Raw genomic sequence first — 26119 nt, forward strand, 5'->3', positions numbered from 1 at the left:
CTCGCGGGGCGGGGGCTCGGTCGCGGCCGTGGGGCACGGCGTGCAGCGGCGGGATGATTCAACGCTCGGTAAACGAATCGTAATGGCGAGTAAAGGTCAGGCATGGATTTTCCTGGCAAAAGGGGCGCTGGTTCACCTCGATGGGTGAAGTGAGCAGTTCATCGGCTTGTCGTATTAATCCCTCTCTCGGTCCTATGCGACCTTGGCGGCGCTGTCGGCACATACCCGGCACATCGCCAGAAAACGCCGCACCCGGCGTTTGCCGAGAGAAGGAAGAAGGTGAGTGGGATTGGCCACCACCCAGAGGATGGCCGTCGGCGCCGTGGCCGCCGCCGCGGTCTGTGCCGCGTCGCTGGCCGGTTGCGCGAGCGACACCAACTCCGAGGAAGGGGCGTCCGGGCCGCAGAAAGGAGCGCCGGCGCCCCAGAGCGTGGTCCGTCTGATCGGCGACGGTTCCACCGCCTACACCGGGGCGCAGCCGCATCAGCCCCAGCCCGAGCGGCTCAAGCCCGGTGAGAAGCCTCCGCAGTTCGTGGTCTTCTCCTGGGACGGCGCGGGCGAGGACAGCCAGAAGCTGTTCTCGCACTTCCGCAAGGTCTCCAAGGAGAACAACGCGGCCATGACGTACTTCCTCAGCGGCGTCTACATGCTGCCCGAGGAGAAACGTGACCTCTACCGGCCCCCGCAGCACTCGCCCGGCAGCTCCGCGATCGGCTTCAACGACCAGCAGGGCATCGCCGACACGGCCAAGCAGGTACGGCTGGCCTGGCTGGAGGGCAACGAGATCGGCACCCACTTCAACGGGCACTTCTGCGGCCCCGACGGGGGTGTCGGCGAGTGGTCGGTGGCCGAGTGGAAGAGCGAGATCGCCCAGGCAAAGCGGTTCGTGGAGACCTGGAAGACCAACACCGGGATGAAGAACGCCGCCCCGCTGCCCTTCGACTACGACAAGGAGCTCATCGGCGCCCGCACCCCCTGCCTGGAAGGTCAGAAGAACTTCGTGAAGGCGGCGAGCCAGTTGGGCTTCCGCTACGACACCAGCGGTGTCAACGACCAGGTCTGGCCCAAGAAGAGGGAAGGGCTGTGGGACCTGTCGATGCAGCTCGTCCCCTTCCCCGGCCACTCCTACGAGCAGTTGACCATGGACTACAACTTCATGGTCAACCAGTCCGGCGCCTCGACCCAGGGCGACCCCGACATGTACGACTACTGGGGCGACCAGATGCGGGACGGGCTGCTCCAGGGCTTCAACCGGGCCTACAACGGCAACCGGGCGCCGATGGTCATCGGCAACCACTTCGAGTCCTGGAACGGCGGCACGTACATGCGCGCCATCGACGAGGTCGTCCAGGACGTGTGCAACAAGCCCGAGGTGCGCTGTGTCTCCTTCCATCAGCTGGCCGACTGGCTGGATGCCCAGGACCCGAAGGTCCTGGCGAAGCTGCGCACCCTGAACGTGGGCGAGGCCCCGCGGCCGGGCTGGGCGTCCTTCCTGTCCGGCCGCCCCGCCCCGGCCCCGAAGGGGGTGCCCGGGGCGCCGGCGGTCAAGCAGTAGCGGAACCGGGGCGGCGCCTTCGTCAGGCGGGCGCCGCCACCCCCTCGCCGAGCACGAAACCGGGGTCGATCTGTGCCGCCAGGTCGGCCCCGGTGCGCTCGTTCCCCCAGGACAGGGCGTTCTTCAGATGGAAGTGGACCATCTGCCGGGTGTAGCGCTCCCAGTCCCGCAGCTCGTGTGTCGCGTCGGTGGCGATCTTGAGGGTACGCAGGGCGCGGGCGTTGTCGTCCTCCAGGAGCTCGAACCGGGGCGGGCGGCCCTTCTCCATGGCGCGCACCCAGTCCGAGTGCCCGACCGTCACCAGCAGGTCGTCCCCGACCTCGGCGCGCAGGAAGTCGATGTCGTCCTGCCCCTGCACCTTGTTGCCGACCACCTTCAGCACGACGCCGAAGTCCCGGGCGTACTCCTTGTACTGGCGGTAGACGGAGACCCCCTTCCGGGTCGGCTCGGCGACGAGGAACGTGATGTCGAAGCGGGTGAACATGCCGGAGGCGAAGGAGTCCGAACCCGCCGTCATGTCGACCACGACGTACTCGTCGGGGCCGTCGACGAGGTGGTTCAGGAACAGCTCCACCGCTCCTGTCTTGGAGTGGTAGCAGGAAACCCCCAGGTCGGCCTCCGTGAAGGGCCCGGTGACCATCAAACGGACGGCGCCGCCGTCGAGTTCCACCGGCCGCGCGCAGGCGTCGTACACCGCGTTGGGCTCCCGCACCCGGACCAGCCGCGAGCCCTCGCCGGGCGGGGTGGTCTTGATCATCGTCGCGGCGGAGGCGATCCGCGGGTTGTGGCCCCGCAGGTAGTCCTTGATGAGGGAGAGCCGCTCGCCCATCGCGGGCAGTGCCGCCGACTCCGCCTCGTCGAGGCCGAGCGCGGGGCCCAGGTGCTGGTTGATGTCGGCGTCGACGGCGACGACCGGCGCCCCACCGGCCGCGAGATGGCGGATGAACAGGGAGGAGAGCGTGGTCTTGCCGCTGCCGCCCTTTCCGACGAAAGCAATTTTCATGTTCACGAAGGGTAGTCGCGTGATAGCTGTATGTGTCAGATGGAGTGAGGAAGACCACTCCTTCGTGGAGGGGGAGGGTGGGGTGCGTAGGGTCGTACTCATGAGTACGACAGGTGCGACCGCCGATCCGCTCGCGGCGCTGGGCTCGCTGCCCTCGGTGGCCGAGTCCGTGGAGTCCGTGCGCAAGGCCGTGGACCGGGTCTACGGCCACCGGGTCATGCGCCGCCGCAGCAACGCCGTCACCTCCGAGGCCGCGTTGCGCGGCGCCCGGGGCAGTGCGGCGCTCTCCGGTGCCGACTGGGCGCTGGAGGAGGTCCGCCGGCGTTCCGACTTCGGCGTCGACGACGACGCGCGCGTGGTCGGCGCGGCCCTGCGGCTCACCGCGGAGGCGGGTCAACTGCTCTCCGTCTGGCGGCAGTCGCCGCTGCGGGTCCTGGCTCGGCTGCACCTGGTGGCGGCCGCGACCGACGGCGACGAGGTCGGCCGCCCGCGGCAGGCCGGCGAGAGCGTCGACGAGCCGCTGATCGAGCTGCCGCTGCCGGACGCGGCCGAGGTGTCGGGCCGCCTCGAAGGGCTCGCCGAGCTGATCATCGCGGGGACGCAGGCTCCCGCGCTGGTGACGGCCGCCGTGGTGCACGGCGAGCTGCTCGCGCTGCGCCCCTTCACCTCGTACAACGGACCGGTCGCGCGGGCTGCCGAGCGGATCGTGCTGATCGGCAGCGGTCTCGACCCCAAGGCGATCTGCCCCGCCGAGGTCGGCCACGCCGAGCTGGGCCGCGCCTCCTACCTGGCGGCTCTCGACGGTTATGTCTCCGGCACTCCGGAGGGCATGGCGGCCTGGATCGCGCACTGCGGCCGGGCGGTCGAGCTGGGTGTGCGCGAGTCGACGGCGGTGTGCGAGGCGCTGCAGCGCGGAGCGGCCTGAAACCGGCGCGGGAAGACTTCGGAAAAGGGTTGCGGCGGTACGAGAAGTCGTACCGCCGCTGGCATGTTCACCGGGTTACCAAGCGTCCTCGATATGTTGCCCATCAGGTCGGGTGCTTTGCCCGTCACCTGGTGCGGCTGGCCCGTAATCGACGGGTCGACGTCGCGTGGGTGCTCGGTGTTCATGCTGGGTCCGTGGGGCCGAATGCGTTTTAAAGGTGATCCTCTCGGATGTCCTTAGGTCTCGCGGGCCGCTAACCCCTTTGTACTGCAAGCCCCGGGCAAGCGGAACCCCTGCCTGCAGTTCTTTACTTTTAGGTTCAAAGACGCACTAAAAGGGCGCCGTTAGGCCGAACGGGTCACAGGGGGTGCCGGACGGCCGGTTCAGGCGACCGAGTTCCGGCGCCGGCTCGCGTACCAGACCAGGCCCGCGGTGGCGGCCGCCGCCCCTATGGCGGCCGCGGCGACCAGGGCCGGACGCGGGGGCGCGGAGATCCGCTGCTTGAGCCGTACCGGACGGTTGAAGTCCAGAATCGGCCAGCCGCGCGCGAGGGCCTCGCGGCGCAGCGTCCGGTCCGGGTTCACGGCGTGCGGATGCCCGACGGCCTGGAGCATCGGCAGGTCCGTCGCCGAGTCGCTGTAGGCGTGGCAGCGGTCGAGGTCGTACCCCTCGGAGGCGGCCAGCTCGCGTACGGCCTCGGCCTTCGTCGGGCCGTACGCGTAGTACTCCACCTCGCCCGTGTAGCAGCCGTCGTCGCCGACGACCATGCGGGTGGCCACCACCCGGTCGGCGCCCAGGAGTTCACCGATCGGCTCGACCACCTCGGCGCCCGAGGTGGACACGATGACGACGTCCCGGCCGGCCTTGTGGTGCTCCTCGATGAGGGAGGCGGCCTCGTCGTAGATGATCGGGTCGATCAGGTCGTGCAGGGTCTCGGCGACGATCTCCTTAACCTGCTGGACATTCCAGCCACGGACGAGGGAGGAAAGGTACGCGCGCGTGCGCTCCATCTGGTCGTGGTCCATACCGCCGACCAGGAACACGAACTGGGAGTACGCGTTGCGCAGCGCCGCCCTGCGGTTGATCAGACCGCCTTGGTAGAACGACTTGCTGAACGTGAGCGTGCTCGACTTCGCAATGACCGTCTTGTCCAGGTCAAAGAAGGCTGCTGTGCGGGGCAAGGAGTGGTTTTCCACGACCCCGAGCATAGGCGCCCACCATTCGGCGTAAGGTGGGGCGCGTGGGTTTGCCTGAGAGGGCTCTCGGGTACACCATGGAAGTCACGGATCGTTCGCGACCGTGCTAACGCGGCCCGGCTCCTCCCCCCCCGAGTCGGCCGTGAAGACGACCCCCACTCTCCCCCCCGGTGGGGGTCGTCGCATGTCCGGGTGGGTTTTCCTCCCCTCTCGCGGGCCGTCGGGCCCCGGTCGGGCGGCTTCGGCCGTCCCTCTCGCATACCCATGATCCGTCACGCTGGGTAGCCGTGGCGCTGCGCTGTGGAAGTCGCACAGACCCTGGAACGGGCCTCACCGGTATGGGTGACAGCGATATTCACAACCATCGAGTTGTCCACAGTTTTGGACCAAGATCCACACGTTTTCCGGGTTCGCTGCACCGTGATTCCTGCGCGCTCCGGCGGCGGCGAGTTCATGGCCGGTTCCGATTGCCGGGCGCCAATGGCCGGTTTCTGTCGGCCGTGCATATGGAGGCCGCTTGCCGGTTCTTCACACGTTTGGGAATCGCGGGGCCGCAGGGGCCGCGCGCGAGAACGCAGCCAAGGGGGAAGCTCACGTGGCCGGAACTGTCACCCACGAACCGCCGTCCGCCCCATCAGGACGGCCCGGACGCCCGATGATCGTCACCGAGGACGCCGAACTCCTCGACGACCTGTTGCGCCTGTGCGCGGCGGCCGGCGCCCGACCCGAGGTCCACCACGGGGTACCGGAACGCGGCGGCGGCTGGGAGTCCGCCCCGCTCGTCCTGGTCGGCGACGACGCCGCGCGGCGGGTCCGCGGGGCCGCGCGCCGACGCGGGGTGGTGCTCGTCGGCCAGGACCAGGACGACCCCGACGTCTGGAAACGGGCCGTGGAGATCGGCGCGGACCACGTCCTGATGCTGCCCGACGGCGAACAGTGGCTCGTGGACCGGATCGCCGACGTCGTCGAGGGCGTGGGCCGCCCGGCGCTCACCGTCGGGGTCATCGGCGGCCGGGGCGGGGCCGGCGCCTCCACGCTGGCCTGCGCGCTCGCCGTCACCTCCGCGCGGGAGGGACTGCGCACCCTGCTCGTGGACGCGGATCCGCTGGGTGGCGGACTCGACGTACTCCTCGGCTGCGAGACCGCCGAGGGACTGCGCTGGCCCGCCTTCGCCGCCTCGCGCGGCCGGCTCGGCAGCGGAGCCCTGGAGGAGTCGCTGCCCGAACTGCACTCGCTGCGGATCCTCAGCTGGGACCGCGGCGACAGCGTGGCGATCCCGCCGCCCGCCGTCCGCGCGGTGCTCGCGGCCGCCCGCCGGCGCGGCGGCACGGTCGTCGTCGACCTGCCGCGCCGCCTGGACGACGAGGTCGCCGAGATCCTCACCCAGCTCGACCTCGCCGTCCTGGTGGTCCCCGCCGAACTCCGCGCGATCGCGGCCGCCGGCCGGGTGGCGGCCACCGTCGGCATGGTCGTCCGCGATCTGCGGGTGGCGGTACGGGGGCCGTACGCGCCCGGACTGGACGACCGCGAGGTGGCCCGGCTGCTCGGCCTTCCCCTGGCCGGCGAGGTGCCCGTCGAACCGGGCCTGTCCCGCCCGCACCGCAAACCACCCGGCTCCGCCGCACGCGGACCGCTGGCCCGCTTCTGCAAGGACTTCTGGGAGCGGACGCTGGTCGAGGCAGGCGGCGTATGAGGCCCGGTACGGCGGGCGCCGACGGCCCGGCCCTGCTCGAGGGGGTACGGCGCTGGCTCGCCGAGAGCGGCGCCGAACCGACGCCCGCGCGCGTGGCGCAGGCGCTGCGCGAACAGGGCCGGGTGCTCGGCGACGCCGAAGTCCTCGGCGCGGCCGAGCGGTTGCGCTCCGAACTGGTCGGCAGCGGCCCGCTGGAGCCCCTGCTCACCGACCCCATGGTCACCGACGTGCTGGTCACCGCCCCGGACCGGGTCTGGGTGGACCGCGGCGGCGGCCTGGAACTGACGCGGGTCGCCTTCCCGGACGCGGCGGCGGTACGACGCCTCGCGCAGCGGCTGGCCGCGGTGGCCGGCCGGCGCCTGGACGACGCGCGGCCCTGGGCGGACGCCCGGCTGCCCGACGGCACCCGGCTGCACGCGGTCCTGCCCCCGGTGGCGGTCGGCTGCACCTGTCTGTCCCTGCGGGTGGCACGGCCCCGGGCCTTCACGCTCGATGAACTCGTGGCGGCCGGGACCGTACCGCCCGGCGGCGACCGGATCCTGCGGGCCCTGCTGGCCGCCAGACTCTCCTTCCTGGTCAGCGGCGGCACCGGCACCGGCAAGACGACCCTGCTGAGCGCCCTGCTCGGCCTGGTCGGACCGGGGGAGCGGATCGTGCTGGCCGAGGACTCGGCGGAGCTCAGGCCTGAACACCCGCATGTCGTACGGCTGGAGACCAGACCCGCCAACCAGGAGGGCGCCGGCCTGGTCACCCTGGAGGACCTGGTCCGGCAGGCGCTGCGGATGCGCCCCGACCGGCTGGTCGTCGGCGAGGTGCGCGGACCCGAGGTCGTCCATCTGCTCGCCGCCCTCAACACCGGCCACGAGGGCGGCTGCGGCACGGTCCACGCCAACGCGGCCGCGGACGTACCGGCCCGCCTGGAGGCCCTCGGCACCGCCGCCGGACTCGACCGTGCCGCGCTGCACAGCCAGTTGGCGGCCGCGCTTTCGGTGGTGCTGCACCTCGTGCGCGACCGCGCGGGCCGACGGCGGATCGCCGAGGTGCATGTGCTGGAACGGGATCCCTCGGGGCTGGTGCGGACGGTACCCGCGCTGCGCTGGGGCGCGGAGGCGTTCGCGCGGGAGCGGGGGTGGGAGCGGCTGCGGGAGCTGCTGCGAGGTGACGTGGGGGATCTGTGAGGCCGTCTGATCTACCGGCGAGTCCGAAGTGGCCGAGTGATCTGTCCTGAAGTGGTGCGAGTGATCAGTGAGTTGGAAGGGGCGTATGTGATGGGTGAGATCGAGACGACGATCGGTGCGGCCGTGGTGTGCGGTGGGGTCATGGCGTGGCTGCTGGCCGAGCGGCAGCGCGAGGTGCGGCGGGCCCGGCTGCTGCTCGCGGGGGGTGGGGTGGTGGCCACCGGACCGCCCTCCTGGCAGCAGACGGTCGGGGAGCTGCGGCGGCTGCGCGGCCGTTGGCGGGGCGAGTGGTGGGCCCTGGCCGTCGGCGCCGCACTCGCCCTCCTCGCCGCCTCGGCGATCCCGCTGCTCGCGGGGGCGGCCGGGGTGCCGGTGCTGCGCCGGGCGCGGCTGGCCCGTCAGGAGCGGCGGGACCGGGAGGCGCGCGCCGACGCGGTGATCGCGCTCTGCGGGGCGCTCGCCGGTGAGGTGCGCGCGGGACGGCAGCCGGGTGAGGCGCTGCTGCGGGCCGCGCGGGACTCCGGCGGGCTCGGCGAGGCCCGGGCGGCCGTGGTCGCGGCGGCCCGCTTCGGCGGGGACGTGCCGGGCGCGCTCGCGGCGGCGGCACGGCAGCCGGGCGCCGACGGCCTGCTGGGGCTCGCGGCCTGCTGGCGGGTGGCCGTCGACCAGGGCGCGGGGCTGGCCGCCGGCCTGGACCGCCTGGACGCGGCGCTCCGTGCCGAGCGGGACCAACGCGCCGATCTGCGCGCCCAGTTGTCGGGCGCCCGGGCCACCGCGGTGCTGCTCGCCGCGCTGCCCGTCCTCGGTCTGCTGCTCGGCTCGGCCATGGGCGCCGACCCGCTGCGGGTGCTGCTGCACACCGGGGCCGGGCTGGGCTGCCTGGCCGTGGGCGCGGTGTTCGAGGGCGCCGGGATGTGGTGGGCGGCCCGGATCGTGCGGGGAGCTGAGGCGGCGTGAGCGCGGAGGTTGTCCACAGGCTGGGGGTGACAATCGCGGTGCTGCCGGCGCTGGGCTGGTCGGCGTGGCGGCTGGAGAGGGCGCGGCGCGGGCGCCGCGCCCGGCGCAGGGTGGCCGAACTGCTGGCCCTGGACCTGGCCGTGAGGCGGTCCGAGGGCATGGCGGTACGGCGGTCCGACGTCCGGGGCGCTGTCCGCAGGTGGCTGCCGGGCGTCGGGGCGGTGTGCGGCGGCTGGGTGCTGGTCGGCGGGGCCTTCGGAGTGCTGCTGGGGCTGGCGGTCGCGGTGGGGCTGTGGCAGTGGCGGAGCAGGGAGGGTGACGGGGCCCGGGCGGCGCAGGCGGAGGCGGCCGAGGCGGCACGCCAACTCCCGCTCGCCTCCGACCTCCTGGCGGCCTGCATCGCGGCCGGGGCCGGTCCGGTGGTCGCAGCCCAGGCCGTCGGAGAAGCCCTGGGCGGACCGGTCGGGGCGGGGCTCGCGCGGGGCGCGGCCGAGGTACGGCTGGGCGGCGAACCGGCCGATGCCTGGCGGCGGTTGGCGGCGCTTCCCGGCGCCGCGGCCCTGGCCCGGCTGCTGGAGCGCGCCGACGAGTCCGGGCTCCCGGCCGCCGCCCCGGTCGCCCGGCTCGCCTCGGACGCCCGCGCGGAGTGGACCCGGAACGCGACCGCGCGGGCGCGCAGAGCGGCGGTGCTGATCTCCGCGCCGGTCGGGCTGTGCTCCCTCCCCGCCTTCATCGCGGTGGGCGTGCTGCCCGTGGTGATCGGGCTGGCCGGCGGGGTGATGCGAGGGGGCGGTGGATGACAGGGGCGACAGCGGAGTCGTCAACAGGAACTGATGTCGACGGAGTCGAAGGAGCAGAGATGTACCAGAAGGTCGAGAAGATGCGGAAGCTGCTGTGCAGGGACGCGGGCATGGTCACGTCCGAGTACGCGATGGGGATCATCGCCGCGGTCGGGTTCGCGGCGGTCCTCTACGCGGTCGTGACCAGCGGTCAGGTCAGTGCGGAGCTGCAGGACATCGTGAAACGAGCCCTCAGTGCGCGGATGTGAGCGGGGGCGCGGGGCGGACCGTGGGTTCGTGACGGCGGAGGCGGCCGTGGTGCTGCCGGTGCTGGTGGCGTTCACGATGGCGCTGGTGTGGGGGCTGCTGGTGATGGCCGCCCAGATCCGCTGCGTGGACGCCGCCCGCACCGGGGCGCGGGCCGCCGCGCGGCAGGACGCCGGGGACGCGGTGATCGCGGTGACGAAGGAGGCGGCGCCGGAGGGGGCGACGGTGACGGTGGGCCGGGAGGGTGACGTGGTGCGGGTGACGGTGGTGGCGAGGCCACCGGTGCTGGGCGCGTTGCCGTTCGAGGTCAGGGAGTCGGCGGTGACGTTGGTGGAGGGGCCGTGAGGGGGCGTGATCAAGGCTCCGCCACTGTCTGGAGCGTCGGGGCCATCGCCGTTCTCTGCGTGGTGTTCGGGGTCGTGCTCGGGCTCGCGCAGGCCGTCGCGGTCCGGCATCGCGCGGCCGGTGGCGCCGACATGGCCGCGCTCGCGGCGGCGGACCACTGGGCCGTCGGTCAGGAAACGGCCTGCTCCAAGGCCGACGGCGTGGCCCGGGCGCAGGGCACCCGGTTGACGCGGTGCGTGCTCGTCGGGGATGTCTCGGATGTGACGGTGGCCTCGGGAGAAGGGCTGTTCACGGCAGAGGTCCGGGCCAGAGCAGGCCCGGCGACCCTCTCGACGAACGACGCCTGCAACGCGCCCCGCAGGGGCGCGGGGCTGTGACATGTGCGGCTCCGCCGCGTGGGCGCGACCAGCCCCCACGCACCCGCGCTGATGCACCCAGCTACCCCGGCGCCCCCTTCAACAGCACCGTGAGCAACCGCACGGCCCCCCGCTTGTGCAAGGGCTCGTTCCCGTTGCCGCACTTGGGCGACTGGATGCACGACGGGCACCCGGCCTCGCACTCGCACGCGGCGATCGCCTCACGCGTCGCGGTGAGCCAGGTGCGGGCCGTGTGGAAGGCGCGCTCCGCGAAGCCCGCGCCGCCCGGGTGGCCGTCGTAGACGAAGACGGTCGGCAGGAGCGTGTCGGGGTGCAGCGGGACGGAGACACCGCCGATGTCCCAGCGGTCGCAGGTCGCGAAGAGCGGGAGCAGGCCGATGGAGGCGTGTTCGGCGGCGTGAAGGGCGCCGCCGAGGATCTCCGGGTTGATCCGGGCCTCGTCGAGCTGGTCCTCGGTGACCGTCCACCACACCGCGCGGGTGCGCAACGTACGCGGAGGGAGGTCGAGTTTCGACTCGCCGAGGACCTCGCCGGTGATGAGCCGGCGGCGGAGGAAGGAGACCACCTGGTTGGTGACCTCGACGGAGCCGTAGCAGAGGCGTCCGTCGCCCCAGGGGATCTCGGTGTCGGTCTCCAGGACGGAGATCGCGGTCGTGTCGCGGGCGACCGTGGAGTACGGCGGATCGGCCTGTTCGACCAGGGCGACCGAGTCCTCCAGGTCGAGGGAGCGTACGAGGTAGGTGCGGCCCTGGTGGAGGTGGACCGCGCCCTCGTGGACGGTGGAGTGGGCGGCGCTCGCGTCCACCGTGCCGAGCAGGCGCCCGGTGCCCGCCTCGACGACCTGGACCGGACGGCCGCCCTCGCCGCGGATGTCGGTCAGCTCGGCGGCCCGCTCCCGCCGGGTCCAGTGCCAGGCCTTGGTGCGGCGGCGCAGCAGCTTCGCGGCCTCCAGCTGCGGCAGCAGCTCCGCGCAGGCGGGGCCGAAGAGGTCCAGGTCGTCGTCGGTGAGCGGGATCTCGGCCGCCGCGGCGCACAGGTGCGGGGCGAGGACGTACGGGTTGTCGGGGTCGAGGACGGTCGATTCCACCGGTTGGTCGAACAGGGCCTCGGGATGATGGACGAGGAAGGTGTCCAGCGGGTCGTCCCGGGCGACCAGCACGGCGAGGGCACCCTGGCCGGAGCGGCCCGCGCGACCCGCCTGCTGCCACACAGAGGCCCTCGTACCCGGGTACCCGGCGATCAGTACGGCGTCCAGCCCGGAGACGTCCACACCCAGCTCCAGGGCCGTCGTGGCGGCAAGTCCGAGGAGTTCCCCGGAGTGCAGCGCCTGCTCCAGGGCGCGCCGCTCCTCGGGGAGGTAGCCCCCGCGGTAGGCCGCGACACGCCGGGCGAGCGAACGGTCGACCTCGGCCAGCCGTTCCTGGGTGATGACGGAGATCAGCTCCGCGCCGCGCCGGGAGCGCACGAAGGCGACCGAGCGCACCCCCTGCACGGCGAGGTCGGTGAGCAGGTCGGCGGTCTCGGCGGTGGCGGTACGGCGGACCGGGGCGCCCTTCTCGCCGTGCAGCTCGGTCAGCGGCGGCTCCCAGAGGGCGAAGACCAGTTCGCCGCGCGGGGAGGCGTCGTCGGCGATCTCCACGACCGGCAGGCCGGTGAGGCGGCGGGCGGCGACGGCCGGCTCGGCGGCGGTCGCGGAGGCCAGCAGGAAGACCGGGGAGGCGCCGTAGCGGGCGCACAGGCGGCGCAGCCGGCGCAGCACCTGGGCGACGTGCGAGCCGAAGACGCCCCGGTAGGTGTGGCATTCGTCGACGACGACGTACTTCAGCGACTTCAGGAAGGAGGACCAGCGCGGGTGCCCGGGGAGGATCCCGCGGTGCAGCATGTCCGGGTTGGTGAGCACGTAGTTGGCGTACTGGCGGATCCACTCCCGTTCCTCGTACGGGGTGTCGCCGTCGTAGACCGCGGGACGCACCGCGTGGCCCAGCGGTTGTGAAAGTTCCTTCACGGAACGGCACTGGTCGGCCGCGAGGGCCTTGGTGGGCGCCAGGTAGAGGGCGGTGGCGCCACGGCCGTTGGCGGCCTCGGAGCCGTCCAGGAGGGTGGAGAGGACCGGTACCAGATAGGCCAGGGACTTGCCGGAGGCGGTGCCGGTGGCGACCACCACCGAGTCGCCGTCCAGGGCGTGCTCGGCGGCCAGCGCCTGGTGTTCCCAGGGGTGGTCGATCCCGCAGTCCTGCACGGCCGCCACGACCTCCGAACGAATCCGGTCAGGCCAGACGGCATGCCGACCCGCGCGCGGGGGCAAGTGCTCCGTATGAGTGATGCGCGAAGCCCGGCTCGGCCCGGAGGCGAGCCGGTCCAGGACCGTGCCCGGAGAGAACCCGGACGCGGCCGGAACCGAGGGTCGATCGGATCGGTGATTTATGGCCATCGGGACCGAGTGTGTCACTGGAGTGACGGACAATGGGGCCAAGGCGTCGTGCACGCCTGCCGGTAAGTGATTGAATGCCATCGCGGCTGGCGAATCGCCCCGGGGGCCGCAAGCCGAGGTGTCCCGAGGGGCGACCGCTCGATAGCAAGGTGCTGGAGGATCCGTGGACCTGTCCCTGTCGACCCGTACAGTCGGCGATCGTACGGTCGTCGAGGTCGGTGGCGAAATCGACGTATATACCGCGCCCAAGTTGCGCGAACAGCTGGTGGAGCTGGTGAACGACGGGAATTTCCACCTCGTCGTCGACATGGAGGGCGTGGACTTCCTCGACTCCACCGGGCTCGGCGTGCTGGTCGGCGGCCTGAAGCGGGTGCGTGCCCATGAGGGTTCGCTGCGCCTGGTGTGCAACCAGGAGCGCATTCTGAAGATCTTCCGTATCACCGGCCTCACCAAGGTGTTCCCGATCCACACCTCGGTCGAGGAAGCGGTGGCGGCCACCGACTGACCCGGGGCCGGCCGACGTCACCCGGACCGCCGATCGGTCCGCGCCGTCCGGCCGGCTCTCGGCACGGGCCCGTACGCCCGTGCCGCCCCCGCCCGCTCGGGCCCGCGTGCCCGTGCCGGCAGCCGTCCACGGGACGCAGTGCCCGTGGCGGACGCAATTCATCGGGGGTCCGGGTTCTTCGGCGGCCCGGCCCCCCATCGCACGCCCGTAGTTCCGAGGGGGACGTATGGCCACCGTTGAACTCCGCTTCAGCGCGCTGCCCGAGCACGTCCGCACCGCCCGACTGGTGGCGGCGGCGGTGGCTCGCAGGGCCGGGGTGGACGAGGCCGTCCTGGACGAGGTCCGGCTGGCCGTCGGCGAGGCCTGCTCCCGTGCCGTGGGTCTGCACCAGAGCGCCGGCATCACCGAGCCGGTGCGGGTGGCGCTGATCGAGGAGGAGAAACAGTTCTCCATCGAGGTCGGCGACGAAGCACCCCGCTTCGCTCCGGGCGACCGGGCACCCGGCGGCGCGGCGGACGCGGACGTGGAGGCCGAGGAGGACGAGATGGGCCTCGCGGTCATCAGCGGCCTCGTCGACGACGTGGAGGTCACCGCCGGGGAGCACGGCGGGTTGATCCGCATGACCTGGCCGACCACCCCGCAAGGGGTCACGCTCGCCTGAGCGTCGCTGGATCAAGACTCCGATCCAGACACCTGATCAAGACAGAAGGGCCCTGCTGAGCAGGGCCCTTCTTGTTATTTTCCGCCGGATGTCATCCGGTCGCCGAATTCGTGAAAGAATTCACGATCAATGGCCCCGGTCGATCGCCCGATAATTTGATCAAGCGTCGATTGCGCCAATGGTGATCGTCAATGCTTTTGGGGCGTTACCACTTTCGGGTTCGGTGGCATGGCCCCGATCATTTGCTGAAGAGCACGAGAAGGCCAATTCCGTTTACCGTCCCCTGTTGAGATCACTCCGGGGTACCTAGAATCCGTCCACTATCTTGAGCTCAGCCCAAGCGTCAAGGAGGACGAATGGCGGGGCTTTCTACCCCTCAACAGTTGGGCCACCCCACAACTCTCGCGGCCGCGGTCCTGACCGACGGCAACCGGGTCCTGGTGGCGGTGATCGCCGTCGTGGCGCTGGCCGCGCTCGTGGTCGCCTGGATCCTGGTGCGCCAGGTGCTCGCGGCGGGCGAGGGCACCGACAGCATGAAGAAGATCGCGGCGGCGGTCCAGGAAGGCGCGAACGCCTATCTGGGCCGGCAGTTGCGCACTCTCGGCGCATTCGCCGTCGTGGTGTTCTTCCTGCTCCTGATGCTGCCCGCGGACGACTGGAATCAGCGCGCCGGCCGATCGATCTTCTTCCTGATCGGCGCGGCCTTCTCGGCGACCACCGGTTATATCGGCATGTGGCTCGCCGTACGCAGCAATGTGCGGGTCGCCGCGGCGGCTCGCGAAGCCACTCCGGCGGAAGGCGAACCGGAAAAGGATCTCACCGCCGTCTCGCACAAAGCGATGAAGATCGCTTTCCGTACGGGCGGCGTCGTCGGCATGTTCACGGTGGGGCTCGGCCTGCTCGGCGCCTCCTGTGTGGTGCTGGTGTACGCGGCCGACGCGCCGAAGGTGCTCGAAGGCTTCGGTCTCGGGGCCGCCCTCATCGCGATGTTCATGCGTGTCGGCGGCGGCATCTTCACCAAGGCCGCCGACGTCGGCGCCGACCTGGTCGGCAAGGTCGAGCAGGGCATTCCGGAGGACGACCCGCGCAATGCCGCGACCATCGCCGACAACGTGGGCGACAACGTCGGCGACTGCGCGGGCATGGCGGCCGACCTCTTCGAGTCGTACGCCGTGACCCTGGTCGCCGCGCTGATCCTCGGCAAGGTGGCCTTCGGCGACTCCGGACTCGCCTTCCCGCTGCTTGTCCCGGCGATCGGCGTGATCACCGCGATGATCGGCATCTTCGCGGTCGCCCCGCGCCGCAGCGACCGCAGCGGCATGACCGCCATCAACCGCGGCTTCTTCATCTCCGCGGTGATCTCGCTGGTGCTGGTCGCGATCGCGGTCTTCGTCTACCTGCCCGGGAAGTACGCCGACCTCGACGGCATCACCGACGCGGCCATCCGGAGCAAGGACGGCGACCCGCGGATCCTCGCGCTCGTCGCGGTCGCCATCGGCATCCTGCTGGCGGCCGTCATCCAGCAGCTGACCGGCTACTTCACCGAGACCAACCGGCGTCCGGTCATGGACATCGGCAAGACCTCGCTGACCGGCCCGGCCACCGTGGTCCTCGCCGGCATCTCGCTCGGCCTCGAATCGGCCGTCTACACCGCCCTGTTGATCGGCCTGAGCGTCTACGGGGCGTTCCTGCTGGGCGGCACGTCGATCATGCTGGCGCTGTTCGCGGTGGCGCTGGCCGGCACCGGCCTGCTCACCACGGTCGGTGTGATCGTCGCGATGGACACCTTCGGTCCGGTCTCCGACAACGCCCAGGGCATCGCCGAGATGTCCGGCGACGTCCAGGGCGCGGGCGCACAGGTGCTCACCAACCTGGACGCCGTCGGCAACACCACCAAGGCCATCACCAAGGGCATCGCGATCGCCACCGCCGTCCTCGCGGCGTCGGCGCTCTTCGGGTCGTACCGGGACGCGATCACCACGAACGTGCACGACGTGGGCGTGAAGCTGACCGGTACGGGTGCGCCGTTGACCCTGTCGATGGACATCTCGCAGCCGAACAACCTCGTCGGGCTCATCGCCGGCGCGGCGGTCGTCTTCCTCTTCTCCGGACTCGCCATCAACGCCGTGTCGCGTTCGGCGGGTTCGGTGGTCTACGAGGTGCGGCGGCAGTTCCGCGAGCACCCCGGGATCATGGACTACACGGAGCAGCCCGAGTACGGCAAGGTCGTCGACATCTGCACCAAGGACGCCCTGCGCGAGCTGGCCACGCCGGGACTGCTCGCCGTGATGGCGCCCATCTTCGTCGGGTTCACGCTCGGCGTCGGCGCGCTCGGCTCGTATCTCGCGGGCGCGATCGGCGCGGGCACCCTGATGGCGGTGTTCCTCGCCAACTCCGGTGGCGCCTGGGACAACGCCAAGAAGCTCGTCGAGGACGGCCACCACGGCGGCAAGGGCAGCGAGGCCCACGCGGCCACGGTCATCGGCGACACGGTCGGCGACCCCTTCAAGGACACCGCGGGTCCCGCGATCAACCCGCTGCTCAAGGTCATGAACCTGGTGTCGCTGCTCATCGCACCCGCCGTGATCAAGTTCTCGTACGGCAGTGACAAGAGCATCGGTGTCCGGATCACGATCGCGGTCCTCGCGCTGATCGTGATCGTCGGCGCGGTGTACGTATCCAAGCGGCGCGGCATCGCCGTCGACGACGACGAGAGTGCCGAACGCGTGGCCAAGTCGGCCGATCCCGCGGTGGTTTCGTAGGCGGTCTTACGGCGCCCACCCGGGGCTCTCGCGAGAGGGACCGGTCAACGAGCGGGCGGACGGCGTGTGTTGACACGCCGTCCGCCCGTTTCGCGCTCCGGGGAGCTCACCTGGATCTCGTACGCCGTCGTGCACTCCCGCTCCGGGTGTGCGCGTCGTCTCGTCGTGAGCCTTCTCTCTCCGGTGCGAATCGACCTGAAAGCATACTTTTCGGGTGCTCTCCATGAGGGTCCTGTCCGTCCGCCGTGTAGATTCCGGGTGCCGAGAGCCATGGAAGGGACCGATCCGGTGAACAAGAAGCTCGCGGCCGCACTGTCCGGCGGTGCGGTACTGATAGTGGCGCTGTCCGGGTGCAGCGAAAACAAGGGCACCGACCCCAAGCTGATCGCCTGGGCCAAGACCGTGTGCGACGCGGTGCCGGCGCAGGACGCGAAGATCAAGTCGGCCAACGAGGCGATCGCGCAGACGGCCTCGGACACCACGAGTTCGCCCGCGACCATCCAGAAGACCGACTCCCAGGCCTTCCAGGACATGTCCGACGGCTACAAGGCGCTCGCCACCGCCATCAACGGCGCCGGCGCGCCCCCCGGGGTCGACGACGGCGCCAAGCGCCAGCAGGACGTCGTCAAGAACCTCAACAGCCTCTCCGCGTCCTACGCCGGCCTGAAGAAGAAGGTCGACGCGCTGGACACCAAGGACCAGGCGAAGTTCGCCACCGGTCTGCACGACGTCGCCTCCCAGATGGCGGACCTGGAGACGCAGAACAAGAGCGGCACCGCGGCGCTGCAGGCCCTGGAGCAGGGCGAGGTCAAGGACGCGATCGCCGAGCAGGCCAGCTGCAAGAAGGTCTCCGCGACGGCGTCGGCCTCCTCGACCACGAGCTGACGGCCCCGGCGGCGGTGGGCCGAGCCCGCGTCCGAAGGCGGCCGCGGGCCACAATGGAGGGCGTGACTGACTCCGGCCTCGCCATCTTGCCCGCCTCCGACCGCCCCGACGTCGCCGCCCGGCTGCGCACCGCCCTGCTGGGCGCCTCCTTCACCGCCGACGGGCTGCTCGAACTGCTCGGCGCCCCCGCGTACGCGGCGCTGGCCCGCAGCGAGACGGTGCCCGCGCTCCGGGCGACCCGCGGGGACACACCGCTGGAGACGCTCGTCCGGCTCTTCCTGCTGCAGCAGCCCGTGCCGCACGCGCGCGTGGCCGACGTGCTGCCCGTGGCCGACCTGGTGGACAGCGGCTGGCTGACCCGCGTCGGCGGCGACGAGGTCGCGGCCACCGTGGACGTACGGCCGTACGGCGGGCCCGACGGCGAGGACTGGTTCATCGTGTCCGACCTCGGATGCGCCGTGGGCGGCGCCGGGGGCATCGGGCAGCGCCACGAGGGTGTCGTGCTCGGGGTCGGCGGCGCGTCCACCACGCTCGCCGGCATCACCGTCCGCACGCCTGTTTCGGCCGCCCTCGACCTCGGCACCGGCTCCGGGATCCAGGCGCTGCACGCCGCCCAGCACGCCACACGCGTGACGGCGACCGATCTCAACCCGCGCGCGCTGCACATCACGGCGCTCACGCTGGCGCTCTCCGGAGCCCCGGCCGCCGACCTGCGCGAGGGCTCGCTCTTCGAGCCGGTGAAGGACGGGGAGACGTACGACCTGATCGTCTCCAACCCGCCGTTCGTGATCTCTCCCGGTGCCCGACTCACCTACCGGGACGGCGGGATGAGCGGGGACGATCTGTGCCGCTCGCTCGTTCAACAGGCCGGGGAACGGCTGAACGAGGGCGGGTTCGCGCAGTTCCTCGCCAACTGGCAGCACGTCGCGGGGGAGGACTGGCAGGACAGCGTCAGGTCGTGGGTGCCGCGCGGCTGCGACGCGTGGATCGTGCAGCGCGAGGTGCAGGACGTCAACCAGTACGCCGAGCTGTGGCTCAGGGACTCCGGCGACCACCGCGGGGACCCGGCCGAGTACCAGGCGCGGTACGACGCGTGGCTCGACGAGTTCGAGGCGCGCAAGGTGAAGGGGGTGGGGTTCGGCTGGATCACGCTGCGCAAGACGGGAGCCGCCGTGCCGTCGGTCACCGCCGAGGAGTGGCCGCATCCGATCGAACAGCCGCTCGGTGAGACGATCCGCGCGCACTTCGACCGGCTCGACTACCTCCGTGACCACGACGACGCGGATCTCCTCGAAGGACACTTCCGGCTCGCCGTCGAGGTGGTCCAGGAGCAGGTCGGACTGCCTGGCGCCGAGGACCCGGAGCACGTGGTGCTGCGTCAGCACCGCGGGATGCGCCGCGCGACCAAGGTGGACACGGTGGGCGCCGGGTTCGCCGGGGTGTGCGACGGCTCGCTGAGCGCGGGGCGGATTCTCGACGCCATCGCCCAGCTGATGGGCGAGGACCCGGTGTCGCTGCGCGACCGCACGCCCGCGCAGATCCGGCTGCTGGTGGAACAGGGGTTCCTGGAGCCGGCGGGCTGACGGGGCGTCCGGGAGGGGTTCAGGAGGGGGCCGGGAAGGGTCCGGGGGCCCGTGGGACACGCCGGAAGAAGAAAAAGGCCGGAAAAATGTGGCCGGGAGGTTCGCCCCGTAGTCCGTCGATCGAATGTTCGAGCATCTTGGGGTGGCTCGTTCACCTCGAGTTCGCCCGCCCGCCGTCCTGCCGCCGCCCGTGCGTGCCAGTCTCCCGGCGCTGGGCAGTCACGGACGGCAGGGAAGGGGCGCACGGCCCATGGAGAACGGACCGGCGATCTTCGCGGGGGCGGTGTTCGCCCTGTTCGGAGCTGCACTGCTGGTGTGGACCGGCATTCGGGTCCGGCGTGGCGAACCCGTCGCCCAGGGTGTGAGTCAGATCGCATCGGCGACCCTCACGAGCCTTGCCGCGGTGATCTCGCTGGGCCTTGGGGCGTACTGCCTGACCCGCCTGTGAGGGTGCGGTTCCGGTAATCGGAGCATCACGCTCCGGGCAGGGCCGGAAGAGTGACCGGGGACTCCGGGCGGCAGGAATGGCGGGAGTCGGGTTACCGTTCGAGTGGCCGTTGTGAGCTTTTCCCGTTTGACACGGGGGCGGGATGTACCGTCACACTCCGCAGCGTCACCAAGTGAGCGGGCATCCCTGCCCGTGCCACGACCCCGGGAGCAAGGCCTGGGGAGGCCCCAGCGTCGACCGGAGAGAAGAGCGAAGTTGTCCCCGACCAGCGAGACCGCACAGGGCGGCCGCCGACTCGTCATCGTCGAGTCGCCTGCCAAGGCGAAGACGATCAAGGGCTATCTGGGCCCCGGATACGTCGTCGAAGCGAGCGTCGGGCACATCCGCGACCTTCCCAACGGCGCCGCGGAGGTGCCCGAGAAGTACACCGGCGAGGTCCGGCGCCTCGGCGTGGACGTCGAGCACGACTTCGAACCGATCTATGTGGTCAACGCGGACAAGCGGGCCCAGGTCAAGAAGCTCAAGGACCTGCTGAAGGACTCCGACGAGCTCTACCTCGCCACCGATGAGGACCGCGAGGGCGAGGCCATCGCCTGGCACCTCCAGGAGGTGCTCAAGCCCAAGGTCCCGGTCAAGCGGATGGTCTTCCACGAGATCACCAAGTCCGCGATCCAGGCCGCCGTCGCCAACCCGCGCCAGCTCAACCAGAAGCTCGTCGACGCCCAGGAGACCCGCCGCATCCTCGACCGCCTCTACGGCTACGAGGTCTCGCCGGTCCTGTGGAAGAAGGTCATGCCGCGCCTGTCGGCCGGCCGTGTCCAGTCCGTCGCGACCCGGCTCGTGGTCGAGCGGGAACGCGAGCGCATCGCGTTCCGCACCGCCGACTACTGGGACCTGACCGGCACCTTCGCGACCGGCCGCGCGGGCGACTCGTCGGACCCGTCGTCCCTGGTCGCCCGGCTGCAGGCCGTCGACGGCAGGCGCGTCGCCCAGGGGCGTGACTTCGACTCCCTGGGGCAGCTCAAGAGCGCGAACACCCTCCACCTCGACGAGGCGAACGCCCGCGCCCTGGCCGCCGCCCTGGAGAACACGCGGTTCGCTGTCCGCTCGGTCGAGTCCAAGCCGTACCGCCGCTCGCCGTACGCCCCGTTCCGTACGACGACGCTGCAGCAGGAGGCGAGCCGCAAGCTCGGCTTCGGCGCGAAGGCCACCATGCAGGTGGCCCAGAAGCTGTACGAGAACGGCTACATCACCTACATGCGTACGGACTCCACGACGCTGAGCGACACCGCGATCGCGGCCGCCCGCGCCCAGGTCACGCAGCTGTACGGCGCCGACTACCTGCCGCCCCAGCCGCGTACGTACGCCGCGAAGGTCAAGAACGCCCAGGAGGCGCACGAGGCGATCCGCCCGTCGGGTGATCGTTTCCGCACCCCGGCGGAGACCGGGCTGACCGGCGACCAGTTCAAGCTCTACGAGCTGATCTGGAAGCGGACCGTCGCCTCCCAGATGAAGGACGCGACCGGCAACAGCGTCACCGTGAAGATCGCCGGCACCGCCGCCGACGGCCGGGACGTCGAGTTCAGCGCCTCCGGCAAGACGATCACCTTCCACGGCTTCCTCAAGGCCTACGTCGAGGGCGCCGACGACCCGAACGCCGAGCTGGACGACCGCGAGCGCCGGCTGCCCCAGGTCGCCGAGGGCGACGCGCTGTCCGCCGAGGAGATCACGGTCGACGGCCACTCCACCAAGCCGCCGGCCCGCTACACCGAGGCCTCGCTGGTCAAGGAGCTGGAAGAGCGCGAGATCGGCCGCCCGTCGACATACGCGTCGATCATCGGCACGATCCTCGACCGCGGCTACGTGTTCAAGAAGGGGACGGCCCTGGTGCCCTCCTTCCTGTCCTTCGCCGTGGTCAACCTCCTGGAGAAGCACTTCGGCCGGCTGGTCGACTACGACTTCACCGCCCGCATGGAGGACGACCTCGACCGCATCGCCGCCGGCCAGGCCAAGGCCGTGCCGTGGCTGAAGCGCTTCTACTTCGGTGAAGGCAGCGAGGGCACCGGTGGCGCGGCCGACGCCGGCAACGGCGACGGGGACCACCTCGGCGGCCTCAAGGAACTGGTGACCGACCTGGGCGCGATCGACGCCCGCGAGGTGTCGTCGTTCCCGGTGGGCAACGACATCGTGCTCCGCGTCGGCCGCTACGGGCCGTACGTCGAGCGCGGCGAGAAGGACTCCGAGGGCCACCAGCGCGCGGACGTGCCGGAGGACCTGGCACCCGACGAGCTGTCCGTCGAGCTCGCGGAGGAGCTGCTCGCCAAGCCGAGCGGCGACTTCGAGCTGGGCGCCGACCCCGCGACGGGCCACCAGATCATCGCCCGGGACGGCCGCTACGGCCCGTACGTCACCGAGGTGCTCCCCGAGGGCACCCCGAAGACCGGCAAGAACGCGGTCAAGCCGCGCACGGCCTCGCTCTTCAAGTCCATGTCCCTGGACACCGTCACCCTGGCGGACGCGCTCCAGCTGATGTCGCTGCCGCGCGTCGTCGGCGCCGATGCCGAGGGGCAGGAGATCACCGCGCAGAACGGGCGCTACGGGCCGTACCTGAAGAAGGGCACGGACTCGCGTTCGCTCACCTCCGAGGACCAGCTCTTCACGATCACCCTCGAAGAGGCGCTGGCGATCTACGCGCAGCCCAAGCAGCGGGGCCGGGCCGCCGCCAAGCCGCCGCTGAAGGAGCTGGGCACCGACCCGGTCAGCGAGAAGCCGGTCGTGGTGAAGGACGGCCGCTTCGGGGCGTACGTCACCGACGGGGAGACCAACGCGACCCTGCGCTCCGGCGACAGCGTCGAGACGATCACTCCCGAGCGCGGCTACGAGCTGCTTGCCGAGAAGCGGGCGAAGGGCCCCGCCAAGAAGACGGCGAAGAAGGCGCCCGCCAAGAAGACGGCGACCGCCAAGAAGGCCGCACCGGCGAAGAAGACCGCGGCCAAGAAGACCGTCGCCAAGAAGACGACGACGGCCGCGAAGAAGACGGCCGCGAAGAAGACGGCGGCTTCCCAGACGACCGCGGAGGACTGAGCCGCCGCTCCGGGCCGCCCGCTCCAGGGCGCCTGAGCCACCCTCAGGTCCTCACATCGGCTTCGCATTGCGCACGCCCCGGCATCAACTTGGTGTCGGGGTGTGTGTACCTGTGGACGCTCGCGGCGGGCTGTCGGCGGCTGCCGATAGGCTGAAAGCATGACGCGAGCCGAGCAGCCAACGGCCCCCCGGACAGAACCCGACGACGCGCTGGTAGCGGATTCCCGCGAGCGCGCCGTCCGCGCGCTGCTGCGCCGACCCGAACTGAGGCGCTTGTGGAGCGCCCAGCTGGTCAGCGGTGTCGGCGACGCACTGGCACTTCTCGTGCTGGTCGTGCTCACGCTCCAGGCGGCCGTCGCCCAGGGCTCCTTCGGCGGCGGCTACCGCGGCCTGGCGTTCGCGGTGGCGATCGTCTTCGGGGTGCGCATTCTGGCCACCCTGCTCTTCGGCGCGGTCCTGCTGGGCCCGCTGACCGCGCTCACCGCGCAGGACGGACCGCTCGACCGCCGCTGGACCATGGTCGGCGCCGACGGCCTGCGCGCCCTCCTGCTGCTCGTCGCACCCCTGTGGATCGACTGGACCCCGCAGAACGCCCCGGCGATCCTCCTGGCGACGGCCTTCGTCGTCGGCATCGCCGAGCGCCTCTGGACGGTCTGCCGGGAGAGCGCGGCCCCCGCGCTGCTGCCCGCCCCGCCCCCGGAGGGTGCGACGGTACGACCGCTGCCCGACCACCTGGACGCGCTGCGCCGCCTCTCGCTGCGGACGACGTTCCTGGCGATCCCGCTCGCGGCCGCCGCGCTGGTCGCCGCGTCGCTGGTCAACAACCTGCTGGGCACGGGCCTCGCGTGGTTCGCCCAGCATCAGGCGGCCCTGGCGGCGTACGTGGCGGCGGGCCTGTTCGCCGGGTCCCTCTCGGTGCTGGTCTACCTGGAGGTGCCCGGCACCCGCACTCCCCGCGCGCGGTCGCCGCTGGAGGGCCTGCGCCGCCCCAGGACCGGCACGGGCACCGACACCGGCCGCACCGGCGTCATCCCGCTGCTGGTGCTGGCCTGTGCCGCCGTCGCCGGGGCGGTCTCCGCCGCCGTCGCCGTCTCCGTGCTGCACGCGCGGGACCTGGGCGGCGGCCCGGTCCTGTACGGCCTGCTGGTGCTCGCCCTGACCGGCGGCGTCGCCGTCGGCATCCGGACGGCGCCCGCGCTGCTGCCGACGCTCTCGCGCCGCCGGCTGCTGTCGCTGGCCATCGCCTTCACCGGCATCGCGCTGCTGGCCGCCGGTCTGGTCCCGGACGTCACCACCGTGCTGCTGATCGTCACGCTGGCCGGCATCGGCGCGGGCGTGGCCGCCAACACCGGGCACACCCTGCTCGACCAGGAGACCGAGGACTTCCGCCGGGCGCGCACCACCGAGCACCTGCACGCGGTGGTCCGGGTCGCCATAGCGCTCGGCGCGCTCGTCGCCCCCCTGGTAGCCGCGCTCATCGGCCCGCACCGGCTGGAGAACGGCAAGTTCGTGTTCGCGCACGGCGGGGCCGCGTTCACGCTGATGCTGGTCGGCGCGCTGCTGCTGCCGGTGGCCGTGCTGGTGCTGGCCAAGCTCGACGACCGCGCGGGCGTACCGCTCCGCCACGACCTGCGGGACGCGCTGCTCGGCGGCGACGACCCCGCCCAGGCCCCCGCGGGCAACGGTTTCTTCATCGCCCTGGAGGGCGGCGACGGCGCCGGCAAGTCCACCCAGGCCGAGGCCCTCGCCGAGTGGATCCGCGCCAAGGGCCACGAGGTCGTGCTCACCCGCGAGCCGGGCGCCACCCCGGTCGGCAAGCGGCTGCGCTCGATCCTCCTGGACGTCTCGTCCGCCGGTCTGTCGCACCGCGCGGAGGCGCTGCTGTACGCCGCCGACCGCGCGGAGCACGTGGACACCGTCGTACGGCCCGCCCTCGAGCGCGGCGCGATCGTCATCTCCGACCGCTACATCGACTCCTCCGTCGCCTACCAGGGCGCGGGCCGCGACCTGTCCCCGACCGAGGTCGCCCGCATCAACCGCTGGGCCACCGACGGGCTGGTCCCGCATCTGACCGTCCTGCTGGACGTGGTGCCGGAGACCGCCCGGGAGCGGTTCACCGAGGCCCCCGACCGGCTGGAGTCCGAGCCCGCCGAGTTCCACGCGCGCGTGCGGGCCGGATTCCTGACGCTGGCCGCCGCCGACCCCGGCCGCTACCTGGTGGTGGACGCCGGCCAGGAGCCCGAGGCGGTGACCACGGTCATCCGGGCCCGCCTCGACACCGTGCTGCCGCTGTCCGAGGCCGAGATCAAGGCCGCCGAGGAGGCCCGCAAGAAGGCCGAGGAGGAGGCCCGCCGCAAGGCCGAGGAAGAGGCCGCGCGCAAGGCCGAGGAGGAGCGCCTGGAGCGGGAGCGCCAGGAGCAGCTCGCCAAGCTGCGCGCCGAGGAGGAGGAGCGCAAGCGCCGCGAGCTGGAGGAGGCGCAGCGCCGCGAGGCCGAACGGCAGGCGGAGGAGGCCCGGCAGCGGGCCGAGGAGGCGCGTAGGCGGGCCGAGGAGGAACAGGCCCGGCTGCTCGCCGAGGAGAAGGCCCGCGCGGAGGCCGAGGCCCGCCGCAAGGCCGAGGAGGAGCAGCGCCGCAAGCATGCCGAGGAGGAGGCCCGGCTGCGCGCCGAGGCCGAGGAACGGCGCCTGGAGAAGCAGCGCAAGGCCGAGGAGGCCCTGCTCAAGGCCGAGCAGGCACGGCGTGCGGCCTCGGAGGCGGCGGCCGCGGCCGACACGGCCGCCCGGGAGTCGGCCGCACCCCAGCCGACGGCGCCCGGTGTCACCCCGGAAGCCACGACCATGCCGACGCCGGTGGTGCGGCCCGACGACGAGCCTCCCGCGGCACGGACGCGCGCGACCGACGAGACGACGGTGCTGCGTCCGGTACGCGACGAACGCGCCCCCGCGGCCCAGCAGCCCGAGCCGGAGTCCGAGTCCGAGGTGACGGCGCAGCTGCCGCAGCCGCCGGTGCCGCCGGCGGGGGCGGCCGACGAGACCGCGGTGCTGCCCGCCGTGGGCGCGGCCGACGAGACGGCCGTACTGCCGCCGGTGCCGTCCGGTGCCGCCGACGAGACCGCCGTACTGCCTTCCGTGCGCGACGACTCCACCCCGCCCACCGCCTCCACCGGCACTCCGGCGGACCGGATGCCGACCGGCTTCTTCCGGGACGAGCGGGACGGGCAGGACGGTGGGAACCCCGACGGCTCCGAGGGCCGTACCCGCGAGCTGCCGCAGGTCGAGGCCGAGGGCTCGGCCCCGCGCCGGCGCCGCCGCTCCGACTGGGCCGAGGAGACCCCGCTGGACGACCTGCCGTCGCTGGCGGACGAACTGCTGGGGACGTACGACGAGCAGGAGCACGACGACGGCCGGGGCCGCCGGGGCCGCGGGCGGCGCGGCTGAGGTTTCCGCACGGGGCGCGGGGGCGGTGCGGGCCGGGGTTCCGGCCG

Annotated in this window: 20 protein-coding genes; 17 read left to right on the forward strand and 3 right to left on the reverse strand. The window is 72.0% G+C overall.

Annotation, left to right across the window (positions count from 1 at the left end; translation table 11 throughout):
• Nucleotides 1-289 precede the first annotated feature (289 nt).
• Nucleotides 290-1555 carry a hypothetical protein gene (locus tag ACFZDK_RS14055; RefSeq protein WP_390972320.1) on the forward strand — a complete coding sequence of 422 codons (1266 nt, stop codon included), beginning with the start codon at nt 290-292 and terminating at the stop codon, nt 1553-1555.
• A 22-nt stretch (nt 1556-1577) separates the two neighbouring features.
• Here ACFZDK_RS14055 and ACFZDK_RS14060 read toward each other — a convergent pair whose 3' ends face one another.
• Complete coding sequence (locus tag ACFZDK_RS14060) at nt 1578-2558, reverse strand: ATP-binding protein (protein ID WP_390972321.1); 981 nt, start codon at nt 2556-2558, stop codon at nt 1578-1580.
• Between the two features lie 100 nt (nt 2559-2658).
• Here ACFZDK_RS14060 and ACFZDK_RS14065 point away from each other — a divergent pair, with 100 nt between their 5' ends.
• Nucleotides 2659-3483 (forward strand): oxidoreductase, encoded by an 825-nt coding sequence (locus ACFZDK_RS14065; protein WP_390972323.1) that lies wholly within the window; start codon nt 2659-2661, stop codon nt 3481-3483.
• A gap of 383 nt (nt 3484-3866) precedes the next feature.
• On the opposite strand, the gene ACFZDK_RS14070 is transcribed toward ACFZDK_RS14065, so the two are convergent.
• Nucleotides 3867-4691, reverse strand: coding sequence for an HAD-IB family hydrolase (locus tag ACFZDK_RS14070; RefSeq protein ID WP_390972324.1), 825 nt, complete (start codon nt 4689-4691; stop codon nt 3867-3869).
• A gap of 583 nt (nt 4692-5274) precedes the next feature.
• Here ACFZDK_RS14070 and ssd point away from each other — a divergent pair.
• From ssd to ACFZDK_RS14105, 7 genes are all read left to right on the forward strand, one after another.
• Nucleotides 5275-6372: a septum site-determining protein Ssd gene (ssd, locus tag ACFZDK_RS14075; protein ID WP_390972326.1), complete on the forward strand. Its 1098-nt coding sequence runs from the start codon at nt 5275-5277 to the stop codon at nt 6370-6372.
• Nucleotides 6369-7550 (forward strand): TadA family conjugal transfer-associated ATPase, encoded by a 1182-nt coding sequence (locus tag ACFZDK_RS14080; protein WP_390972327.1) that lies wholly within the window; start codon nt 6369-6371, stop codon nt 7548-7550. Before ssd ends, ACFZDK_RS14080 begins: the two co-directional genes overlap by 4 nt.
• Before the next feature lie 90 nt (nt 7551-7640).
• The gene (locus tag ACFZDK_RS14085; protein ID WP_390972329.1) at nt 7641-8507 is read left to right on the forward strand and encodes a type II secretion system F family protein; all 867 of its coding nucleotides are present in this window, start codon (nt 7641-7643) and stop codon (nt 8505-8507) included.
• Nucleotides 8504-9307, forward strand: coding sequence for a type II secretion system F family protein (locus tag ACFZDK_RS14090; RefSeq protein WP_390972331.1), 804 nt, complete (start codon nt 8504-8506; stop codon nt 9305-9307). Before ACFZDK_RS14085 ends, ACFZDK_RS14090 begins: the two co-directional genes overlap by 4 nt.
• Nucleotides 9308-9366: 59 nt before the next feature.
• Complete coding sequence (locus tag ACFZDK_RS14095) at nt 9367-9555, forward strand: DUF4244 domain-containing protein (protein WP_390972333.1); 189 nt, start codon at nt 9367-9369, stop codon at nt 9553-9555.
• Nucleotides 9556-9583: 28 nt separating this feature from the next.
• Nucleotides 9584-9898: a TadE family type IV pilus minor pilin gene (locus tag ACFZDK_RS14100; protein ID WP_390972334.1), complete on the forward strand. Its 315-nt coding sequence runs from the start codon at nt 9584-9586 to the stop codon at nt 9896-9898.
• Complete coding sequence (locus ACFZDK_RS14105) at nt 9895-10275, forward strand: Rv3654c family TadE-like protein (RefSeq protein ID WP_390972335.1); 381 nt, start codon at nt 9895-9897, stop codon at nt 10273-10275. Before ACFZDK_RS14100 ends, ACFZDK_RS14105 begins: the two co-directional genes overlap by 4 nt.
• 61 nt (nt 10276-10336) lie before the next feature.
• Here ACFZDK_RS14105 and ACFZDK_RS14110 read toward each other — a convergent pair whose 3' ends face one another.
• A complete protein-coding gene (locus ACFZDK_RS14110) occupies nt 10337-12787 on the reverse strand; it encodes a DEAD/DEAH box helicase (RefSeq protein ID WP_390972337.1) in 2451 nt (816 codons plus the stop codon).
• 82 nt (nt 12788-12869) lie between these two features.
• On the opposite strand from ACFZDK_RS14110, the gene bldG reads away from it, so the two are divergent.
• From bldG to tmk, 8 genes are all read left to right on the forward strand, one after another.
• A complete protein-coding gene (gene bldG / locus ACFZDK_RS14115; RefSeq protein ID WP_010986038.1) occupies nt 12870-13211 on the forward strand; it encodes an anti-sigma factor antagonist BldG in 342 nt (113 codons plus the stop codon).
• Nucleotides 13212-13437: 226 nt separating this feature from the next.
• Nucleotides 13438-13872: an ATP-binding protein gene (locus ACFZDK_RS14120; RefSeq protein ID WP_390972339.1), complete on the forward strand. Its 435-nt coding sequence runs from the start codon at nt 13438-13440 to the stop codon at nt 13870-13872.
• A 356-nt stretch (nt 13873-14228) separates the two neighbouring features.
• A complete protein-coding gene (locus tag ACFZDK_RS14125) occupies nt 14229-16634 on the forward strand; it encodes a sodium-translocating pyrophosphatase (protein WP_390972340.1) in 2406 nt (801 codons plus the stop codon).
• Nucleotides 16635-16904: 270 nt separating this feature from the next.
• Nucleotides 16905-17519, forward strand: a complete 615-nt coding sequence (locus ACFZDK_RS14130) for a small secreted protein (RefSeq protein WP_390972341.1) — start codon at nt 16905-16907, stop codon at nt 17517-17519.
• 53 nt (nt 17520-17572) lie between these two features.
• Nucleotides 17573-19102 carry a methyltransferase gene (locus ACFZDK_RS14135; RefSeq protein WP_390972343.1) on the forward strand — a complete coding sequence of 510 codons (1530 nt, stop codon included), beginning with the start codon at nt 17573-17575 and terminating at the stop codon, nt 19100-19102.
• Nucleotides 19103-19352: 250 nt separating this feature from the next.
• Nucleotides 19353-19550: a hypothetical protein gene (locus tag ACFZDK_RS14140; protein ID WP_390972344.1), complete on the forward strand. Its 198-nt coding sequence runs from the start codon at nt 19353-19355 to the stop codon at nt 19548-19550.
• A 255-nt stretch (nt 19551-19805) separates the two neighbouring features.
• Nucleotides 19806-22634: a type I DNA topoisomerase gene (topA, locus tag ACFZDK_RS14145; protein WP_390972345.1), complete on the forward strand. Its 2829-nt coding sequence runs from the start codon at nt 19806-19808 to the stop codon at nt 22632-22634.
• Nucleotides 22635-22793: 159 nt separating this feature from the next.
• Nucleotides 22794-26072 (forward strand): dTMP kinase, encoded by a 3279-nt coding sequence (tmk, locus tag ACFZDK_RS14150; RefSeq protein ID WP_390972347.1) that lies wholly within the window; start codon nt 22794-22796, stop codon nt 26070-26072.
• The last annotated feature ends 47 nt before the right edge of the window (nt 26073-26119 follow it).

The organism is Streptomyces sp. NPDC007901 (assembly GCF_042959465.1).
Lineage (GTDB): Bacteria > Actinomycetota > Actinomycetes > Streptomycetales > Streptomycetaceae > Streptomyces.

Coding starts and splice junctions, on each gene's coding strand:
- ACFZDK_RS14060 (WP_390972321.1), bottom strand. CDS start 2,558: ATGAAAATTGCTTTCGTCGGAAAGGGCGGCAGCGGCAAGACCACGCTC.
- ACFZDK_RS14065 (WP_390972323.1), top strand. CDS start 2,659: ATGAGTACGACAGGTGCGACCGCCGATCCGCTCGCGGCGCTGGGCTCG.
- ACFZDK_RS14070 (WP_390972324.1), bottom strand. CDS start 4,691: ATGCTCGGGGTCGTGGAAAACCACTCCTTGCCCCGCACAGCAGCCTTC.
- ACFZDK_RS14080 (WP_390972327.1), top strand. CDS start 6,369: ATGAGGCCCGGTACGGCGGGCGCCGACGGCCCGGCCCTGCTCGAGGGG.
- ACFZDK_RS14085 (WP_390972329.1), top strand. CDS start 7,641: ATGGGTGAGATCGAGACGACGATCGGTGCGGCCGTGGTGTGCGGTGGG.
- ACFZDK_RS14095 (WP_390972333.1), top strand. CDS start 9,367: ATGTACCAGAAGGTCGAGAAGATGCGGAAGCTGCTGTGCAGGGACGCG.
- ACFZDK_RS14110 (WP_390972337.1), bottom strand. CDS start 12,787: ATGGCATTCAATCACTTACCGGCAGGCGTGCACGACGCCTTGGCCCCA.
- ACFZDK_RS14120 (WP_390972339.1), top strand. CDS start 13,438: ATGGCCACCGTTGAACTCCGCTTCAGCGCGCTGCCCGAGCACGTCCGC.
- ACFZDK_RS14125 (WP_390972340.1), top strand. CDS start 14,229: ATGGCGGGGCTTTCTACCCCTCAACAGTTGGGCCACCCCACAACTCTC.
- ACFZDK_RS14130 (WP_390972341.1), top strand. CDS start 16,905: ATGGAAGGGACCGATCCGGTGAACAAGAAGCTCGCGGCCGCACTGTCC.
- ACFZDK_RS14135 (WP_390972343.1), top strand. CDS start 17,573: ATGGAGGGCGTGACTGACTCCGGCCTCGCCATCTTGCCCGCCTCCGAC.
- ACFZDK_RS14140 (WP_390972344.1), top strand. CDS start 19,353: ATGGAGAACGGACCGGCGATCTTCGCGGGGGCGGTGTTCGCCCTGTTC.
- tmk (WP_390972347.1), top strand. CDS start 22,794: ATGACGCGAGCCGAGCAGCCAACGGCCCCCCGGACAGAACCCGACGAC.